Genomic DNA, 18633 nt, shown 5'->3' with positions numbered 1-18633 from the left:
CACAACAAACCCCAACCATCGACCCGGCCGGTTCCAATCCGCCGGGCTGACTGCTCCGAAGTACAGGCAGGTGCCGCCAGCCGCTGACGGCAATGTCCACGTCTTGAGGAGCCCGCCATGGGAAACCGCAACAACAGCAACGCACGTGGCCCCAGGCCCGACGGGAGTCGGGGCAGGCTGGCCGGAGGGGTGGGAGGCGTCATGAGCGCCGGGGCCTTGTTTTCCGTGGCGGAACTGTTCGCGGCGTTCTTTGGTCCGCAGGCGTCCCCCCTGACATCCGTGGGGGCCGCGTTCATCGACTTCACGCCCGCCTGGATGAAGAACTTTGCCGTCGCCACCTTCGGCACCCAGGACAAAACGGTGCTGCTGCTCTCCATGGCCGTTGCCGTCATCATCCTCTCGGCCGCAGCCGGGGTGCTCTCACGGATTCGCTTCGCGGCCGGAGGCGCCCTCGTCGCCGTGTTCGCCACCGTCATGGCCGGGAGCATCATCACCCGCGCCGGCGCCACCGTGCCCGATCTGGTTCCGTTGCTGGCCGGCACGGTTGCGGGACTGTGGGCCCTGCGCTACCTGGCCACAGCCCATCCCTTCCGGAAGCAAGCCCCGGCCGGCGGCGGGCCTGCACACGCCGCACCACCACTGGCCGCCCCCGACCCTGCCCTTCCCGCCGCGCCCAGCCGCAGGACCTTTTTGCTGAGGTCGGCCGCAGTGGCGGGTGCCGCCGTCGTCCTCGGACTGGGCGGGGCCGCGCTCTCCGGGGCGCGCAACACCGCACTCAAGGTGCGCCAGGCACTGCGGCTTCCCGGCCCAAAAACGGCGGCGCCGGCCCTGCCCGCGGATGTCCAGGCACCCGTTGCGGGCGTGACGCCATTCATCACCCCGAATGCGGACTTCTACCGGATTGACACCGCGCTGGTGGTTCCCCGCCTGGATCCGGGCCCCTGGCGGCTGCGCGTGCACGGCATGGTGGAAAACGAATTCACCATGGGCTTCGACGAACTCCTTGCCGCCGAGCTGGTGGAAAGCTACGTGACGTTGACCTGTGTGTCCAATGTGGTGGGCGGCAACCTGGCCGGCAACGCCAAATGGCTCGGCTACCCGCTGCGTGAGGTCATGGCCCGTGCCAGGCCTACGGCGGGGGCGGACATGGTGCTCTCCACCAGCGCTGACGGATTCAGTGCCTCCACGCCGCTGCCGGTGCTCCAGGACCACCGGGACGCCATGCTGGCCATCGGCATGAACGGCGAACCGCTGCCGTTGGAACACGGCTTTCCAGTGCGCATGGTGGTTCCCGGCCTGTACGGCTTTGTCTCAGCGACCAAGTGGGTGGTGGATTTGGAAGTGACCACCTTCGCCAGGAAGGCCGGCTACTGGACCTCGCGGGGCTGGTCCTCGCACGGAACCATCAAGACGGCATCCCGCGTCGAGGTGCCACGCGCCTTGGCTCGCGTGCCCGCCGGCACGGTGGGCATCGGCGGCAGCGCCTGGGCACAGCGGCGCGGCATCTCCAAGGTCGAGATCCAGCTGGACAACGGGGCGTGGCGGGCGGCAACCCTGGCGGCCGGGGCCTCGGTGGACACCTGGCGCCAGTGGTCCTACCAATGGCACGGTGCGACGGAGGGCCTCCACAATGTGCGGGTGCGCGCCTACGACATGGACGGCACGCTGCAGACCGAAAAACAGGCGCCGCCGGAACCCGACGGCTCCACCGGCTGGCACTCCATCACCTTTACGGTCGTGTAGCGGCACGGTGTGGGCGGGCCCTGGGGCTGCCCACACCGCGGGCCTACAGGACGTCGGAGAGGAAGCCTTTCAGGCGCTCTGTCTTGGGTGCGCTGAACAGCTCGTCGGGGGAGCCGGTCTCCACCACCACGCCGCCGTCCATGAACGTAACGGTGTCGGAGACGTTGCGGCTGAAGCCCATCTCGTGCGTCACCACCACCATGGTCATGCCGGCCTTGGACAGGTCCGTCATGAGCGCCAGGACGCCCTTGACCAGTTCCGGGTCCAGCGCGGAGGTGGCCTCGTCAAAGAACATCACCTCAGGCTCCATGGCCAATGCACGGGCAATGGCCACGCGCTGCTGCTGGCCGCCGGACAGGTTTCCCGGGCGGGCGTCGGCCTTGTGTTTCAGGCCCACCATGTCCAGCTGCTCCAACGCCTTGGCCCTCGCCTGGTCCTTGGGCATCCGGCGCAGCTTGTTCAATGCCAGTGAAACGTTGTCCGCCACGGTCTTGTGCGGGAACAGGTTGAACTGCTGGAACACCATGCCAATGCGACGCCGGAGTTCATCCGGGCTGTCCGCCAGGACTGAGCGGCCGTCGAGCAGGATGTCCCCCTGGTCCGGTTCGATCAGGCGGTTCATGACGCGCAGCAAGGTGGACTTGCCGGACCCCGAGGGGCCAATCACGGAGGACGTGGTGCCCTGGGGGACATGCAGGTCAATCCCGCGCAGCACCTTGTTGGAGCCAAAGGCCAGGTGGATGTTCCTGGCGGTCAGGGACCCTGACTGGAATTCACTCATGGGCTCAGGCCCCCTTTCCAACTAGTGCTGCGGCTTCGTCGGGTTCGACCTTGGCGGCCTTGCCCTCACGCATCCGCTTGTCCATGAAGTTCACCAGGTGCGTCAGCGGGATGGTCAGGCACAGGTACAGCAGGCCGGCGGCGATCAAGGGTGACATGTTGCCGGAATTGGCGGCATAGTCATTGGCCACACGGTAGATCTCCCGCTGGCCTGTGGTCACGCCGAGCAGGTAGATCAGGGACGAGTCCTTGATCAGGGCGATCAACTGGTTCACCAGGGCCGGCAACACGCGCCGGATGCCCTGCGGAATGACCACCAGGACCATGGACGAGGTGTAGCTGAACCCCAAGGCCCGGGAAGCTTCCAGCTGTCCCTTGTCAACACTCTGGATGCCCGAACGGAAAATCTCGCCGATGTAGGCCGCCGCCATCAGGGTCAGGGCAAAGATCGCCAGGGGGAACGGGCTGGTGATGCCCGTTGTCTGGCGGATGATCGGTCCAAGACCAATGCCGATGACCACGATGACCAGGATGGCCGGCAGGCCGCGGAAAATATCCGTATAGATTCGCGCGATCCACCGTGGTGCAGCGTTGCGGGATATTCCCATGACCGCCAGCACCAGCCCCAGGATGGAACCGAGCACGGCGGAGGCCGCCGCGAGGATCAGCGTGTTGGGCAGGCCGACCGTGAGCATCTGCGGGACAACGTCCCCCATGGCCTGCCAGTCGAAGAATGTTTTAAGGAACTGCTGGAATGCGTCCACTCATGGACTCCTTAGGAGAGCTTGGCGGCCTTTGAACCGGGCGTCCAGTTCTTGGGCGTCGTGCGGTCCGGGTACCACTGCTTGGTCAGCTTGGCCCATGTGCCGTCGTCGATCACGGCATCCAAGGCCGAATTCAAGGCATTGATAAGCGGCTTGTTGCTCGGGCTGACGGCGTAGGCGGTGAAGTTCTGGGTGTTGACCACGGACTCCACGATGGCGATGCCGTCGCCGGCCTTGACCTGGCCGGTGGCCTGCTGTGAGGGGGCCACCCAGGCGTCAACCTGGCCGTTCTTCAGGTTGGCGTAGGCGGTGTTGTAGTCCGAGAAGCGGACCGGGTCCAGCTTGAGCGTGTTGGTGACGTAGTCGTCCTGGACGGTGCCCTGGACCACGGCGATGCGTGTCTTGGAGCTGAGGTCCTTGAAGCCCTTGATGGCCGAGTCCTTCTTGGCGACGACGGCCATGTAGCCAAAGTCGTAGCCGTTCGTGAATCCCACGGTCTTGCGGCGCAGGTCGGTGGTGGAGATCGAGGAGGATCCGACGTCGAACTGCTTGTTGGCAACCTGGGAGAGAAGGGCGGAGAAGTCGGTGGACTTGAACTCGACCTTCAGCTTGAGCTTGGCCGCCATGGCGCGCAGCAGCTCGTTGTCGTAGCCGGTGAACTTGCCGCTCTTGTCAATGAAGATGTTCGGCGGGGCGTCGGAGAGCGTGCCAACGGTGATGGTGCCGGGGGTGATCAGGCCCAGCTTGGACGTGTCAATCTTGTCCAGGGGGGTGACGTCCTTGGTGGTGTACTTGTCCAGGGACTGCTGGTCGCTGCCGGCCAGGGCGTTCGTGGGCTTGCCGGAGCTGGTGGCACCGGTGCCGCCGCCGCACGCGGCCAGCGAGAAGGCCAGTGCTACCGCCACGGGCACGGTGGTGAGCCACTTCAGGGCTGATTTCTTCATCAAGCGTTCACTTTCATTGCAGTTGCCAGCATCGACGAAAGACGGCGGCTGGGTTTCACGGGTCGCGGGGAGCTCCTGCAGGGACTCGCACAAGTGGCATAGCAGAGCTCAACCCGCGAAACTAAATTATGTCATCCGGGGCGCATTTATGGCGTGTGCGAACAAATGCGTCATAAATGCGCCGGCGGCGGAAGAAGTGGCGGACCATCGGCCGTGATGGGCGGCACCGCCCGGTGCTGTCCGTTCCCGTGCCGCAGGATTGCCGTGCAGGCAAGGCGGCGGCGGCCGCCCACTTCCAGTGTGATTTAGGCCATGGTGCTCAGGCGGCACCGCCGGCAACGCCGCCCGACATGTTCCCGGGCAGCACGGGCCAGCCGCCCTCAATGACAGCGGCCGGGTCCTTGACCCGGCGCAGGTATTTCTGGAAGTCGGCGGCCTGATCGCGGGCCCAGACCACCTGCGCGGCGTGCAGCTCGGGCAGTTCCAGCCGCAGGGCACTGTATTTGGCGGCCAGTGCGTCGGCCAGCCGGAGCGTGGCCTCGGCATCGGCTGCGGAAGTGTGGGCGTCGTCGAGCGTGATGCCGTACTCCTCACACAGGGCCACCAGCGTGCGGCTGCCCTTGCGGAACCTGTCCACGTGCTTGTTGCAGATGAAGGGATCGATCACCGGTGCCGGCGTGATGGCCGCCAGGCCGTAGCGGCGTGCCTCGTTGGCCAGCACCGTGAAGTCATAGCTGGCGTTGAAGGCGATGACGGGAATGTTGTTTTGGAACAATGTGGCCAGGACGGCGCCGATCTCTGCCGTGACCTCATCCACGGGCCTGCCGTTGGCACGGGCCTGCTCCGTGCTGACGCCGTGGATGGCCGCGGCCTCCTCGGGGATCTCCACCCCCGGGTCCGCCAGCCACTCGTGGGTGTCCGCCACGGCACCGGATTCGTCCACCACCACGATGGAAGCGGTCACGATCCGGGCCTCGCGGGGGTCCTTGCCGGTTGTCTCCAAGTCAAACGCGGCCCGTGGGTGCATGTTCCAGCTAGTCATGCCCCAACGCTACCGCCTGCCCCCGACATCCAGGCCCACGCAGGCGCCGCGCCGGGCGGGGCTGTGGAGAACTACGCTTGAGCCATGCGAGCTGAGTATGTTGAAGCGGTCCTGGACGTGGTGGAACTGATCCCCGCCGGGCACGTTCTCTCCTATGGCGACATTGCCGCCCTGCTGGAACGCGGCGGCCCCCGGCAGGTGGGGGCCGTCATGTCGACCCACGGCTCGGCCGTGCCCTGGTGGCGGGTGGTCCGGGCCGCCGGGCAGCCGCCGCTGTGCCATGAGGCCACCGCACTGGTCCACTACCGCGAGGAATCAACCCGGCTGCACGGCGAGACCCGTGGCCAACATCCCTCGTGGCGGGTGGACATGGCGGCAGCCCGCTGGAACCCGGGGAACGACGATCTTGACAGGATCGACGCCGTGGCCGCGCGGCTGCACGCCGCGGAAGGGCCGCCGTCGGACCCTGCAGGGGCAATGTCGGAGCCCCGTGATGGACTGGGGGCATGAGTTCACCCGTCCCGTCCCGTGCTCCCCGGCCCCAGCTGCCCCGCCTGACCCTCGTGGCGCCCACGGCGTCGTTGCAGGCGGCACCGGTCCTGAGTCCCGACCAGGAGCCGGTGGTGGGGCTGGGCCGGGGATCCGGACCGGTTCTCATCTGGGGCGCGCCGGGCACGGGCAAGTCCACCGTGCTGGTGGAGGCCGCCGTCAAGCGGATGGAACACGACGGCGTCGACCCCGCCGGCGCCCTCCTGCTGGCCCCGTCGCGGCTGGCTGCCGCGCGGCTGCGCAACGCCTTTAGCGCCCGCCTCACCAGGAGCCTGAGCACCTCCCCGGCACGGACCTGGTCCTCGTACGCCTTTGACCTGCTGCGCCGGGCGAAGGTGGAGGGCCGCATGCCGCACATCGAGGGACCGCCGCGGCTGATGAGCGGCCCAGAGCAGGACCTCATCATCAAGGACCTGCTGACCGGGCACCGGCTGGGGCTCGGCACGGCGCCACACTGGCCCGCCGAGCTGGCCGAGGCCCTGGACACACGCGGCTTCCGCCAGGAAATCCGCCAGCTGTTCGACCGTGTCATTGAATACGACGTCACCCCGGAGGAGCTGGCACGGCTGGGCCGGGACAACGGCAGGCCGGACTGGGTGGCCGCCGCCTCCCTCTATGCCGAATACCGGGACGTGGTGGATTGGGGCAAATCAGGCTCCTTTGACCCGGCCGGGATCATCACGGCCGCTGCCACGTTGCTAAAGAACGACGCCGAATTCCTGGCCCGGGAGCGCGCCCGCCTGCAGCTGGTCCTGGTGGACGACATCCAGGAGGCCAACCGTTCGGTGCACGAGCTCATCGCCCTGGTGGGCTGCGGCAAGGACATCCTGGTCACCGCGTCCCCGGACACCGTGGTGCAGGGCTTTCGCGGCGCCCGCCCGGACCTCGTCGGGACGCTGCGGGAATCCTTGTCCGGCCGGCAGGCGCCCGTCACCGAATTCACGCTGTCCACCTCGCACCGCATGACGCCGGAAGTGGCGGGGGCCTGGCGGTCCGTGGCGGAGCGGATCTCCCAGGCCCGCGGCGGCCAGCGGGCCCGCGTGCTGGCCTGGCCCGTCGGTTCCGGAACCGCGGACAGTTCCGGAACCGCAGACGGGCCGGCAACCGCAGCCGGCACGGCAGGCACCCGGGCCGGCGGTCCGGCGTCGAGCGTCACGGCGCACGTGGTGGCCTCCGAGGTCCACGAACTCCGGCTGGTGGCCGAACGCATCCTGCACCTGCAGCACCTGGCCGGGTTCCGCCTGGGCGAGATCGCCGTCATCGTGCGCACGGGCTCGGCGCTGGCCGGGCTGCAGCGCTACCTGGGCGGGCAGGGGATTCCCGTCAAGGTGCCCGTGGCGGAGAACCCGGTCCGCGACGAGCCGGCGGTGCGTCCGCTGCTGGAGGCATATGGCGCGGCGCTGGACCCCGGGGTGCTGGATGCGGAGCTGGCGGTGTCGCTGCTGACCTCCCGCCTGGGCCGGTCCACCGCGCTGCACCTGCGCCGGCTCCGGCAGGCCCTGCGGCAGCAGGAGTTGGGGGCCGGCGGCGGACGCGCCAGCGATGAACTGCTGGTCGAGGCACTCATGGTCCCGGAAAAGCTGGCCCCGCAGGGCTGGGAGGCACAAAACGCGGGCCGGATCGCGGCCATGCTGGCCGCCGGCAGGGTGGCCGTGGCGGAGCCCGGCGCCAACGCCGAAACGGTGCTGTGGGCGTTGTGGGAGGCCTCGGACTGCTCGGGCACGTGGGAGGCGCAGGCGTTGCGCGGAGGGCCCACCGGCATCCGTGCGGACCGCGACCTGGACGCTGTCATGGCGTTGTTCCAGACCGCCGAGCGGTACGTGGACCAGCTGCCCGGCTCCACCCCGCGCCAGTTCCTGGACTACCTGCTCAGCCAGGAACTTCCCATGGACACCCTCGCGGCCAGGGCCCAGCGTGCCGACGCCGTGGAAATCCTGACCCCGGCCAGCGCGGCCGGCCGGGAGTGGCCGGTGGTGATTGTGGCCGGACTGCAGGAAGGGGTCTGGCCCAACACGCGCCTGCGCGGGGAGGTGCTGGGCAGCCAGTTCCTGGTGGATGTGCTCGAACTCGGCCCCGTGGCGGCACGGCAGGTGGACCCTGCCACGCGGCTGCGCGATGTCCGCTACGACGAACTGCGCAGCTTCGCCGCCGCCATCTCCCGGGCGTCGCGGCTGCTCGTCCTCACCGGGGCCTCCGGCCACGACCTCCAGCCCTCGCAGTTCCTGGATCTCGCGGCGCCCTACGTGCCGGTGACCGATTCCGGCGGCGAGTCCCAATACCCAGTCCGCCCCGTGGAGCAGGTGCCCCGGCCCATGACGCTGCGCTCGCTCGTGGCGGAACTGCGCCAGGAATCGGAAATGCACGCGGACCCCGAAGCGGCCCGGATGCTGGCCGCACTGGCCGCCGAATCCGTCCCCGGAGCCGGCCCGTCGCAGTGGTGGGGGCTGCTGCCGCTGAGCACGGAGGCGCCCATCGTGGCCGACGGCGACGCCGTCACCGTCTCGCCGTCGAAGGTGGAGGCCGTGCTGAAATCGCCGCTGAACTGGTTTGTCAAGGCCGCCGGGGGAGAGGCGGCCACGGACTTTGCCCGCAGCCTGGGCACGCTCATCCACTCCATCGCCGAACACCTCCCCCAAGGCGCCGGGCACGAATACCTCGAGGAACTGGAACTGCGCTGGCCCTCGCTGGGCATGGGCGAAAGCTGGGAGGCGGAGAAGGACTATGAACGCGCCCAGGAGATGCTGGGCAAGCTGGCACAGTACGTGGTCGACGCCCGCCAGCAGGGCCGCACCCTGCTCGGCGTCGAACTGGATTTTGACGTGGAAATCCCCACGGAAGGGCGCACAGTGCGCCTCCGCGGCCAGGTGGACCGGCTGGAAGCGGACGCCGCCGGCCGGCTGGTGGTGGTGGACCTGAAAACCGGACGCAACAAGCCCACGAAGGCCGAACTGGCCACCCACCTGCAGCTGGGTGCGTACCAGGCGGCCGTGCTGGCCGGTGCGTTCCGCGCGGAGGCCGCCGCGGCGGGCCTCCCGGAGCCACGGCCCGGCGGCGCCGCGCTGCTGCCGCTGGGCGACGGCACCAAGGCTGCCAAGACCCAGGACCAGCCTGCCCTTGCCCCGGGGCCGGACGACTGGGCCACCCCCGAGGTCCTGCACGCCGCCCACCTCATGGCGCAGGCGGCGTTCCCGGCCCGGCACGGCGCCGACTGGACCGAACGCAGCGGCTGCCCTCTGCCCACCCTCTGCCCGCTGTGCCGCGAAGGAAAGCAGGTCACCGAATGAGCGTTGACACGGTCCTGGAAACACTCCTGACGCCCTATGAGCTGGCCGGGCTCCTGGGCCAGTCCCCGCCCACGGAGGAACAGGCCGCCATCATCGCCTCGCCGCTGGAACCGCTGCTGGTCATTGCCGGTGCCGGCTCCGGGAAAACCACCACCATGGCGGACCGTGTGGTGTGGCTGGTGGCCAACGGGCTGGTGCGGCCGGAGGAAATCCTCGGCGTCACGTTCACGCGCAAGGCGGCCGGCGAGCTGGCCGCGCGCATCCGGGGCCAGCTCGCCAAGCTGGGCGTCCTGGCCCGTTCCGGCGTCGTGGAACTGGCGCCGGCCGCCACGGCCCGGGATGCGCTGGAACCTAAGGTCTCCACCTACCATTCCTACGCCGGGGGCATTGTCACCGACTACGGGCTGCGCCTGGGCGTGGAGCGTGACGCCATCATCCTCGGCGCCGCCGAGGCCTGGCAGCTGGCCAGCGACGTCGTCGAGGCCCACGACGGCGGCCACCGGCACTTCACGGCCGCCAAGTCCACGCTCATCCGGTCCGTGACGGAGCTGGCCGGCGAATGCGCCGAGCACCTCCGGGAGCCAGCGGACGTGCGTGCCGAACTCGACGCCTGGGTGGCCGGCTTTGAGGCCCTGCCCTACGTCGACGGGACCGCCAAGCCGCGGACCCAGGCAGCTGAACGGCTGTTGGACGTCCTGCGCACGCGCGGCACCGTGGTGGACCTGGTCCAGCGCTACACCGAGGCCAAGCGCCGCCGCAACGCCCTGGACTACGGCGACATGGTGGCCCTCGCAGCCCGCATCGCGCAGGATGTCCCGCACGCCGGCGAGATGGAACGCCAACGCTACAAGGTGGTGCTGCTGGACGAATTCCAGGACACCTCCCACGCCCAGCTCCAGCTCTTCGCCCAGCTCTTCGGCGGCGGGCACCCCGTCACGGCCGTGGGCGACCCCCACCAGTCGATCTACGGCTTCCGCGGCGCCTCCGCCGGGCAGCTGTTCCGCTTTCCGGAAATTTTCCGCAAGCACGACGGCGCCGGGGCTCCGACAGCCGAACTCACCATTGCGTGGCGCAACTCCGCACACATCCTGGCGGCCGCCAACGTCATGTCCGCCGAACTCACGGCGGCGCAGGACCGCAAGGCCAACGCCCGGCTGGCCGCAGGCCTGACCGCCGCGGAGCGCGCCGCCGCCGGGCCGCGCGTGGTGGTGTCGCCGCTGCGGGAAAAACCCAACGCCCCTGATGGGGAAGTGGTGCTGGCACGCTTTGACACGTCACTGGCGGAGGCGGAAGCCGTGGCGGCGGAAATCCTGGACCGCAAGGGCGACTTCAGCAGCCGGCGCGGCGCCCAGGGGTCCATGACGGTGTCCGTGCTGTGCCGCCGGCGGGCCCAGTTCGCCACCTTCCAGTCTGTTTTTGAAGCCCACGGCATCCCGTACGAGATCGTGGGCCTGGGCGGGCTGCTGTCCACGCCGGAAATCGTGGACCTCGTGGCCACCCTGCGCGTCATTGCCGATCCGGGGCGCTCGGATGCCCTGATGCGGCTGCTGGCCGGCGCCCGGTGGCGGATCGGCCCGGCGGACCTCATGGCGTTCGCCGACTGGTCGCGGTACCTGGCCCGGCGCCGTGACTGGGCGGCGAAAAACCGCCTCGACTTTGACGCGGCGGTGATCGAGGGCGGGCAGGCTGCGGACGGGGTGCCCGGGGATGGCGGGCCGGGTGAGCCCCGTGCAGGGGCCGGGGACGCGGCTGCGGCGCCGGAGGAGGCGGTGGTGGCGTCCGACGCAGTCGATTCCGCCTCACTGGTGGAGGCCCTTGACTACCTCAGCGCGGACTTTTGGCCCGAATCCGTCCGGCCGCTTTCGGACGCCGCCCGGGCGCGGCTGCTGGCCCTGCGCGACGAGCTGCGCGTGCTGCGGACCTTTGTGGGCGACGACCTCAGCACGCTGTTGGGGGTGGTGGAGCGGACCATGCTGCTGGACATCGAGCTGGCGGCCAGGCCCGGCTCCAGCATCCACCACGCCCGGCGCAACCTCGATGCGTTTGCCGACGCGGCCGCATCCTTCATGCAGGCTGCCGAACGCGCGGACCTGACAGCGTTTTTGGGGTGGCTGGAAACGGCGGACTCGGAGGAAGGCGGCCTGGAAATGGCTGCCGTGGAGGCCAATCCGGACGCCGTGCAGCTGCTCACCGTGCACGCCTCCAAGGGGCTGGAATGGGACGTGGTGTTTGTGCCCGGCATGAACTCCGGGTCGTTCCCCAGCGCCAAGGCCGACCGGTGGACCACGGGTGCCAAGTCGCTGCCGTGGCCGCTGCGCGGGGACCGGGAGGACCTGCCGGCGTGGGACACGAACGTGCCGGACATGAAGGGCCTGCTGGACAATGAGAAGCTGTTCGCCGACGACGTGAAGCTGCACGCTGAGGAGGAGGAACGCCGGCTGGCCTATGTGGCGTTCACCCGGGCCCGGGACTACCTGATGTGCAGCGCCACGGTGTGGGGCAGTGCCAAGGCGCCCCTGGAACCGTCGCTGTTTTTGGCGGAACTGCTGCCGCTTGCCTCCGGCGCCGTCCAGTCCGCGAGTCTGGGACCGTGGGCCGACGACCCCAAAGAGGGCGCCGGGAACCCTGTCACCGCGGGGGAGGAGACGGCGGGCTGGCCCTACGATCCGCTGAACGGCCCCGTCATCATCGGCCGCACCGGCGTCGCGGCCCGGGCGGGGCGGCGGGAGAACGTCGAGGCATCCGCCCGGGCCGTCCTTGCCGCCGCCGCAGAGGTTCGGGATGCCGACTCCGATGCGCTGCCTGGCGCGCCGGCGTTTTTTGCCGCCAATCCGCGTTGGGGCCGGGAGACCGCCATTTTGCTCGCGCAGGAAAAGGTGGAGTCGGACCAGCTGCGGGTCGAACTGCCGCCGCACATCTCCGCCTCCCGCCTCGTGGCGCTGGGCGAAGACGCCGGGAAGGTCACGCGTGCCATGCGCCGGCCCGTGCCGGCCAAGCCCGGCATGGCCGCCCGGAGGGGCACCGCGTTCCACGCCTGGATCGAGGAGTTTTTCGGCAGCACCGGCCAGCTGGACCTCGACGAGGCCCCGGGCGCGGACGCCCATGTTGACGAGGCCTACGGGCTGGCGGACATGCAGGAGACCTTCAGGAATTCCACCTGGGCCGGCCGGATCCCGGCGGAACTGGAGGTGCCCATCGAAACACGGGTGGCCGACGTCGTGGTCCGCGGACGCATCGACGCCATTTTCCGGGACGACGACGGCAGCTGGGACCTGATCGACTGGAAGACCGGAAAAGTCCCCTCCAAGGCGCAGCTGGCGGTGCGCGGTGTACAGCTGGCGGTGTACCGGCTCGCGTGGTCCCGGCTGAAGGGCGTCCCGCTGGAGCAGGTGCGGGCCGCGTTTTACTACGTGGGGCAGGACAAGCTGGTCCGGCCCGTCGACCTGGCCGGGGAGGAGGAGCTGGAGGCGATCGTCACCAACGCCTACGCGCAGTGAGGGGCCGGCCCCTCCGGTCGGGACCCCGCCGGTCGAGCCTGTCGAGACCTTGATTTCGGCAGGCCAAATCACCGTCCATTGGCCGGAACCGCTGCAGAAAACAGTGAACCCGAGTCGCTTCTGACCTGCTGCAAGGGGCGGAACATGGAGTACGGCCGGACCTTTTCCGCTGTACTGTTTCAGCACTGTGCCAGGGTTTGCCCAGTGTTCCACCATGGATTTCTGGACTTCGAAGACGATGGCCGCATCCGGCGCGGAGGGTAAGGGCTCCGCGACCGCCACCATGCGGTGTGTCATCCCCATGCGCACACCCTACGCAGGCTCCCGGGGGAACCCCGGGATCAGCCCGCCGGGGGAGTCCTGAGCGGAATGACCTTAAGTGCCGTTGTGTCGACGTCCTCGGGGGAACCGGCAGCAGGATCGTCGTCCCCAGGATTGGCCGCTGCGCCGGCCTTCGGTTCGCCGTCGGGCGCCGGTTCGACGGCGGTCTCCGGCTCACCATCTGGCGAATCACCGGCGTCGTCCGTGGCCGCCGGTTTCGTGACGACCGGGATGGTGCCTGTGGCGTCACCGGCGTCGTCCGTGGCCGCCGGAGTGGCGATGACCGGGATGCTTCCCGTGGCGGCCTCGTCGGGCCCGGCCGGGGCGTCGGACGCAGGGGCCTCGCCGGCTTCGGCCGCATCGGCCCCGGCCATCGGGGCCGCCGTCGGGGCCACGGCCCCCGGAGCCGGCTCGGTACTGATGGGCTGGCCGCCATGTTCGTCGATGTCGGCCTTGAGCGTCGCCAGCATTTCCTGGGCATCGGCCACCATGCGGGCCGAATCCGCGGCAACGCCCTTGACCAGCCACTGGGCCAGCGCAAATTCCGCACTCAGGGCCGCCCGGCGCAGCAGGTGCGGGTCCGGGGTCTCGTGGCGCGCGGCCGTGTAGGCCTGCAGGACGGCGTCCACGAACTTGGGGTCGTTGATGGCCACGAGCCAGGCGAAGTCGTCTGCCGGGTCGCCAACCCGCAGGTCGGTCCAGCCCATGACCGCCGTCACCCGCGGGCCATCGAGCAGGATGTTGTCCTCGTGCAGGTCGCCGTGGACCACGGAGGCGTTGAAGCGCCACAGCGCCACATCCTCCATGGCATGTTCCCACCGGCGCAACAGCGACGGTGGGATCTTCCCGGTGGTGGCGGCCTGGTCCAGCTCGTTGAGCTTGCGCTGGCGGAATTCATTGGCCGAGTAGCTGGGGAGGTCGGCCCGGGTCACCAGTTCCTGCGGCAGGTCGTGGATCGCGGCAATGGCGGCGCCGATTTCCAGGGCCAGGGCCGCGCCGCCCGAGGCCAAAGCCTCCACGGATTCCGGCTTGCCGATGATGTGCGAATACACAAAGGTGATCAGCTCGCCCTGCCGGACGGTCCCGGCCACGGTGGGCAGCAGGAACGGCAGCTCGGCACGGATGGCTGGTGAGAATGCGCGTAAAACCTGGCGTTCGGTCTCCAGCCGGGCACTTGCCTCGGCATGCCGGGGGGAGCGCACCCGCCATCGCCGGTTTTCGGCGTCCACCAGCAACGCGGAGCTGAAATCGGCTGCATCGTCGGGTTCGGGCCCAAACGCCGTCACGTTCAGTCCGGGCACGGCGGCGCTGGCAATGGCGGCCAATTCGATTGCAGTCATTCGTCTCACCCCTCCACCGTAGAGCGCCAAGCTGGCAACTCAGTGTGGTTGCGGCGGCGAGTCGTAAGATGTCGTGCCACACGCTGTCCACAGATCTGCGGTGCGGAATGTAAAAACCGTGCCGGACTGCGTACGGTAGAACCATGATTCAAGCCTTGCCGACCCCCGCCGCCGTGCTCGAGAGAAACTGTGAACAGCGCAGCGAAACCGGGTACCTGGACAAGGTGCAGGGCAGCCCCGGGCACCGGATCGTGCTCTTCCGCGGCGGCCGTGCGCTCCTGGACGGCACCGGCCTCGCCTACCTGGACCCCGCGGCGGCCGGCCCCCACCTGCCGTCGGACGCGGTCACCGTCTACCTCGGCCGCACCCTTCCCGGCACCCACCCGCAGGTGCCGGACGGTACGGACCTTGTCCTGAAGGTGTTGGCGGACGACGCCGGGGACCTGCCCTGGGTGCCCCGGGACGCCTCGTTCTCCGGGTACCGGGACGTCGGGGACACGCTGGGCGCAACGGATGCCGCCGTCTTCATCGAGGCGCAGGCCGTGGCGAACTGGCACGTGAGCCACCGCTTCTGCCCGCGCTGTGGCGCGCGCACGGTGCCGGAGCATTCCGGCTGGATGCGCCGCTGCACGGTGGACGGCTCCGAGCACTTCCCGCGGACCGACCCCGCCGCCATCGTGGCCGTGGTGGGCGGCGACGACAGGATCCTGCTGGCCAGCAATTTCGCGTGGGACGCGAACCGCTACTCCACGGTGGCCGGCTTCATTGAGGCCGGGGAAAACGCCGAGCAGGGCGCCATCCGCGAGATCGCCGAGGAGGTCGGCGTCCACCTGCACGCCACCCATTACGTCGGTTCACAGGCCTGGCCGTTCCCCCGGTCCCTCATGCTCGGCTTCCTCGCCTACACCCATGACACGGTGGCCGTGCCGGACGGAACGGAGGTCAGGGAGGCGCGCTGGTTCAGCCGCGGCGAACTGCAGGCCGCGGTGCTCAACGGCGAAGCCGTCATTTCCCGCCGGCTCTCCATTGCCCGGGCACTGATCGAGCACTGGTACGGCAGCGCCATCCTGGAGCCAGGGGAAGCACTGGACCACGAAGAAGCCGCCGGACATGCCACACCGGGCGGGCGGGCTTGAGCTACGATCCACGCCAGGCGGGCCTGCCCGTCATGGACGAACGCACCGCCGAGGAACGCATCCTGGCCGGGCTCGACGACGAACAACGGGCCGTGGCAACCACGCTGACAGGGCCGCTGTGCGTCCTGGCCGGGGCAGGCACCGGCAAGACCCGGGCCATCACGCACCGGATCGCCTACGGCGTGCACACCGGCGTCTACAACCCGAACCGCCTCCTGGCCGTCACCTTCACCGCGCGGGCCGCCGCCGAAATGCGCACCCGCCTGCGCGACCTCGGTGTCGGCACCGTGCAGGCCCGCACCTTCCACGCCGCGGCGCTGCGCCAGCTGCAGTATTTCTGGCCCCACGCCGTCGGCGGCCAGCTCCCGGGGCTGCTCGAGCACAAGGCCCAGATCATTGCCGAGGCCGCACGCAGGCTGCGCCTGCCCACGGACCGGGCCGCCATCCGCGACCTGGCCGCGGAGGTGGAATGGGCCAAGGTCTCCATGCTCACGCCGGAAACCTACATGACCCGGGCCCAGGACAGGGGCGAGCCGGGCGGCTTGGACAAGCTCGCCGTCGGACGCCTCTTCCAGTCCTATGAGGACGTCAAGGCCGACCGGAACCTGATCGACTTTGAGGATGTCCTGCTCATCACGGTGGGGATCCTGCAGGAAGACGCCCGGGTGGCCGCGACAGTCCGTGAACAGTACCGGCACTTTGTGGTCGACGAATACCAGGACGTTTCCCCGCTGCAGCAGCGCATGCTTGACCTGTGGCTGGGCGGACGTGAGGAACTGTGCGTGGTGGGCGACGCCAGCCAGACCATCTATTCCTTCACGGGGGCCACCCCGCGCCACCTGCTGGATTTTCCGGCCCGCTACCCTGCAGCCAACGTGGTGAAGCTGGTCCGCGACTACCGGTCCACCCCGCAGGTGGTGGGGCTGGCCAACGCGCTGCTGGCCAACCGGCGCAGCGGCGGGCTTACCGCCGACGCGTTGTGGTCGGCCCCGCTGGAACTGCTGGCACAGCGCCCCAACGGGCCGTCCCCGGAGTTCCTTGAATGCAGCGACGACGAGGCCGAGGCCGCCGCGGTGGCCGCCCGCATCAAGATCCTCATTGAGCACGGCACCCGGGCCAGCGAAATTGCCGTGCTGTTCCGCACGAACGGCCAGTCCGAAGCCTACGAGCAGGCCCTGTCCGCGGCCGGGGTGGGCTACCAGCTGCGCGGCGGGGAGCGGTTTTTTGCCCGAAAGGAAGTCCGCGACGGCATCCTGCAGCTGCGGGCGGGCTCCCGCGCGGCCGAAGACGAGCCGCTGGGGCAGCTGGTCCGGGACATCCTGGGCAACCTGGGCTGGCAGGCGGAAGCGCCCACCAGCGGGGGAGCAGTGCGCGAGCGGTGGGAATCGCTGTCTGCGCTGGTGGCACTGGCGGACGAGCTGGCGGTTTCCCGCAGCACGCCCGAGCATGCGTTCTCGCTCGTGGACTTCGTGGCAGAACTGACGGAGCGGGCCTCGGCCCAGCACGCCCCCACGGTGCAGGGCGTGACCCTGGCGTCGCTGCACTCGGCCAAGGGGCTGGAGTGGGATGCGGTGTTCCTGGTCGGCCTGAGCGAAGGGCTGATGCCGATCTCCTTCGCCGACACCCCGGAAACCGTGGATGAGGAACGCCGGCTGCTGTACGTGGGAATCACGAGGGCCCGGGAATTTTTGAACTTCTCCTGGTCCACCGCCCGCACCCCGGGCGGGCGCGCCAACCGCCGGCCGTCGCGCTTCCTGGACGGGCTGCGGCCCAGTTCCGTCGGGGGCGCCCCCACTGGCCCGCGCCAAACCGCGGCACGCAAGCCCCGCAAGACGGCGGCCCCGTCCACCTGCCGGGTGTGCGGGAAGGTGCTGACCACCGGCGCCGAGCGCAAGATCGGCCGCTGTTCCACCTGCCCGGCGGGCTATGACGAGGCAGTTTTTGAAGAGTTGAGGGCCTGGCGGCTGAAGGAGGCCACCTCGACCGAGGTGCCGGCGTTCGTGGTGTTCACCGATGCCACGCTCATGGCCATTGCCGAGGCCGCGCCCCGGGACCTGGAGGGGCTGGCCGCCCTGCCCGGGGTGGGCCCGTCCAAGCTGGAACGCTATGGCGAGGCGGTGTTGGAAATCGTTTCCAGCGCCTGACGCTGCAGCTGGCAGCTGCACTCCGGGTGGACCGCGAATTCCTCCCTGCTCCAGCGTCCGTTGTCATGGTGGAACGTCAGGACGGCGGACCATGTGCTCGGCCTGTTGACGGCGTCGAGGAAAAGCAGCGCCTGGGCGGCAGCGGTGCCGGCGAGGGCCGTGGACAGGGCCGCGTCCTCGAGGCCCGGAGGAGGCTCCTGCCCCGGTCGTGCGGCTTCGGGACCGCTGCCCGCCGCAAGCTGCTCGCGCACCTGGAGCCATTGCGGGTCACCGGCACCGCGGTGCCGTTCAACGCACTCCGCGCAGGCCGTCTCGCCCGGCAGGACCAGCGGACCCACCGTGCCGTCCTGTTCGCGGACCAGCACCAACAGGTGCGGCCTGTCGGTGGACATGAAACGGGCGGCCGTCTCCGAGCCAACGGCGTCGTGGGCCACCACCACGGCAAGGTCCAGGCAGCGCATGTCCGGGGAGCCCAGGCCGCCCGTGTGCAGGACATGCGCATGGCAGCGGGGGTCCAGTGACAGCAGGTGCCTGCGGACTGCGGCCGACCTGGGCAGCCCGATGTCGGCCAGCCTGAACGACCCCGGGCTGACATCGGCGGCGGTGACCGTCCTGTCATCTTCCAGCAGCAAGGTCCCCACGCCTGCGCTCGCCAGCACCAGCGCCAATGCCGCCCCTGTCCGGCCGAGCCCCATGACGTGCACGAGGCCGTGTTCGCGACGGTCCATGTAGTCCCGGGACTGTCCGTGGTGGAGGCCCAGCAGCGCGGAGTGCTCGGGCCGCAACCGTTCAGCCCGGAACCCCTGCATGCGCAGTTCGCCGTCACTGACCAGGATTCCGCGCAGGCTGGCACAAATTTCCGCGGCCCGTGCCGCCTCGAGCGCACAGGCCTTGGCTGCGGCCATGGCCTGGCCGTCGGGGATCCCCCTGCGCAATTCCTGGATGAAGAGCAGGTCTGCCGGTTGGAGGCCGTCGATGATGGTGCCGCCAGGCCCAACGCCGATCTGGATGCTGCCCGGGCCTCTGGCAACCATGCGCAGCCCGGGGTTGATGATGGTCATGGCCGACTCCCAACGGGTACGGGGCCGG

Annotated in this window: 12 protein-coding genes; 6 read left to right on the top strand and 6 right to left on the bottom strand. The window is 69.5% G+C overall.

Going from position 1 to position 18633, the window contains the following annotated elements; all coding sequences use genetic code 11:
- Positions 1-117: 117 nt before the first annotated feature.
- Positions 118-1743: a molybdopterin-dependent oxidoreductase gene (locus G6035_RS02705; RefSeq protein ID WP_176615522.1), complete on the top strand. Its 1626-nt coding sequence runs from the start codon at positions 118-120 to the stop codon at positions 1741-1743.
- A 43-nt stretch (positions 1744-1786) separates the two neighbouring features.
- Here G6035_RS02705 and G6035_RS02700 read toward each other — a convergent pair whose 3' ends face one another.
- From G6035_RS02700 to G6035_RS02685, 4 genes are all read right to left on the bottom strand, one after another.
- The gene (locus G6035_RS02700) at positions 1787-2524 is read right to left on the bottom strand and encodes an amino acid ABC transporter ATP-binding protein (protein ID WP_176615521.1); all 738 of its coding nucleotides are present in this window, start codon (positions 2522-2524) and stop codon (positions 1787-1789) included.
- A gap of 4 nt (positions 2525-2528) precedes the next feature.
- Positions 2529-3287, bottom strand: a complete 759-nt coding sequence (locus G6035_RS02695; RefSeq protein ID WP_371130802.1) for an amino acid ABC transporter permease — start codon at positions 3285-3287, stop codon at positions 2529-2531.
- 11 nt (positions 3288-3298) lie between these two features.
- Complete coding sequence (locus G6035_RS02690) at positions 3299-4231, bottom strand: ABC transporter substrate-binding protein (protein WP_176615539.1); 933 nt, start codon at positions 4229-4231, stop codon at positions 3299-3301.
- A 319-nt stretch (positions 4232-4550) separates the two neighbouring features.
- On the bottom strand, positions 4551-5273 hold the full coding sequence (locus G6035_RS02685) for a 3'-5' exonuclease (protein ID WP_176615520.1): 723 nt from the start codon (positions 5271-5273) through the stop codon (positions 4551-4553).
- 84 nt (positions 5274-5357) lie between these two features.
- On the opposite strand from G6035_RS02685, the gene G6035_RS02680 reads away from it, so the two are divergent.
- Genes G6035_RS02680 through G6035_RS02670 form a run of 3 tightly spaced genes read left to right on the top strand, consistent with a single transcriptional unit; the run spans position 5358 to position 12603 of the window.
- Complete coding sequence (locus G6035_RS02680) at positions 5358-5783, top strand: MGMT family protein (protein WP_176615519.1); 426 nt, start codon at positions 5358-5360, stop codon at positions 5781-5783.
- On the top strand, positions 5780-9106 hold the full coding sequence (locus G6035_RS02675) for an ATP-dependent DNA helicase (RefSeq protein ID WP_176615518.1): 3327 nt from the start codon (positions 5780-5782) through the stop codon (positions 9104-9106). Before G6035_RS02680 ends, G6035_RS02675 begins: the two co-directional genes overlap by 4 nt.
- Positions 9103-12603 carry an ATP-dependent DNA helicase gene (locus tag G6035_RS02670; protein ID WP_176615517.1) on the top strand — a complete coding sequence of 1167 codons (3501 nt, stop codon included), beginning with the start codon at positions 9103-9105 and terminating at the stop codon, positions 12601-12603. Before G6035_RS02675 ends, G6035_RS02670 begins: the two co-directional genes overlap by 4 nt.
- A gap of 341 nt (positions 12604-12944) precedes the next feature.
- Here the strand turns inward: G6035_RS02670 and G6035_RS02665 are convergent, their stop codons facing one another.
- Positions 12945-14264 (bottom strand): macrolide 2'-phosphotransferase, encoded by a 1320-nt coding sequence (locus G6035_RS02665; protein WP_176615516.1) that lies wholly within the window; start codon positions 14262-14264, stop codon positions 12945-12947.
- Positions 14265-14407: 143 nt separating this feature from the next.
- On the opposite strand from G6035_RS02665, the gene nudC reads away from it, so the two are divergent.
- Both nudC and G6035_RS02655 read left to right on the top strand, forming a co-directional pair.
- Positions 14408-15400 (top strand): NAD(+) diphosphatase, encoded by a 993-nt coding sequence (gene nudC / locus G6035_RS02660; protein ID WP_176615515.1) that lies wholly within the window; start codon positions 14408-14410, stop codon positions 15398-15400.
- A 32-nt stretch (positions 15401-15432) separates the two neighbouring features.
- Complete coding sequence (locus G6035_RS02655; protein WP_176615538.1) at positions 15433-17544, top strand: ATP-dependent DNA helicase UvrD2; 2112 nt, start codon at positions 15433-15435, stop codon at positions 17542-17544.
- On the opposite strand, the gene G6035_RS02650 is transcribed toward G6035_RS02655, so the two are convergent.
- Entirely contained in the window at positions 17505-18605 is a 1101-nt protein-coding gene (locus G6035_RS02650) for a TOMM precursor leader peptide-binding protein (RefSeq protein WP_176615514.1), read from the bottom strand. The genes G6035_RS02655 and G6035_RS02650 overlap by 40 nt on opposite strands.
- Positions 18606-18633 lie beyond the last annotated feature (28 nt).

It is taken from the genome of Arthrobacter sp. SDTb3-6, assembly GCF_013376095.1.
Lineage (GTDB): Bacteria > Actinomycetota > Actinomycetes > Actinomycetales > Micrococcaceae > Specibacter.
This window is presented reverse-complemented; position numbering and strand designations above follow the sequence as displayed.

Coding starts and splice junctions, on each gene's coding strand:
- G6035_RS02705 (WP_176615522.1), top strand. CDS start 118: ATGGGAAACCGCAACAACAGCAACGCACGTGGCCCCAGGCCCGACGGG.
- G6035_RS02700 (WP_176615521.1), bottom strand. CDS start 2,524: ATGAGTGAATTCCAGTCAGGGTCCCTGACCGCCAGGAACATCCACCTG.
- G6035_RS02690 (WP_176615539.1), bottom strand. CDS start 4,231: ATGAAGAAATCAGCCCTGAAGTGGCTCACCACCGTGCCCGTGGCGGTA.
- G6035_RS02685 (WP_176615520.1), bottom strand. CDS start 5,273: ATGACTAGCTGGAACATGCACCCACGGGCCGCGTTTGACTTGGAGACA.
- G6035_RS02680 (WP_176615519.1), top strand. CDS start 5,358: ATGCGAGCTGAGTATGTTGAAGCGGTCCTGGACGTGGTGGAACTGATC.
- G6035_RS02675 (WP_176615518.1), top strand. CDS start 5,780: ATGAGTTCACCCGTCCCGTCCCGTGCTCCCCGGCCCCAGCTGCCCCGC.
- G6035_RS02670 (WP_176615517.1), top strand. CDS start 9,103: ATGAGCGTTGACACGGTCCTGGAAACACTCCTGACGCCCTATGAGCTG.
- G6035_RS02665 (WP_176615516.1), bottom strand. CDS start 14,264: ATGACTGCAATCGAATTGGCCGCCATTGCCAGCGCCGCCGTGCCCGGA.
- nudC (WP_176615515.1), top strand. CDS start 14,408: ATGATTCAAGCCTTGCCGACCCCCGCCGCCGTGCTCGAGAGAAACTGT.
- G6035_RS02655 (WP_176615538.1), top strand. CDS start 15,433: ATGGACGAACGCACCGCCGAGGAACGCATCCTGGCCGGGCTCGACGAC.
- G6035_RS02650 (WP_176615514.1), bottom strand. CDS start 18,605: ATGACCATCATCAACCCCGGGCTGCGCATGGTTGCCAGAGGCCCGGGC.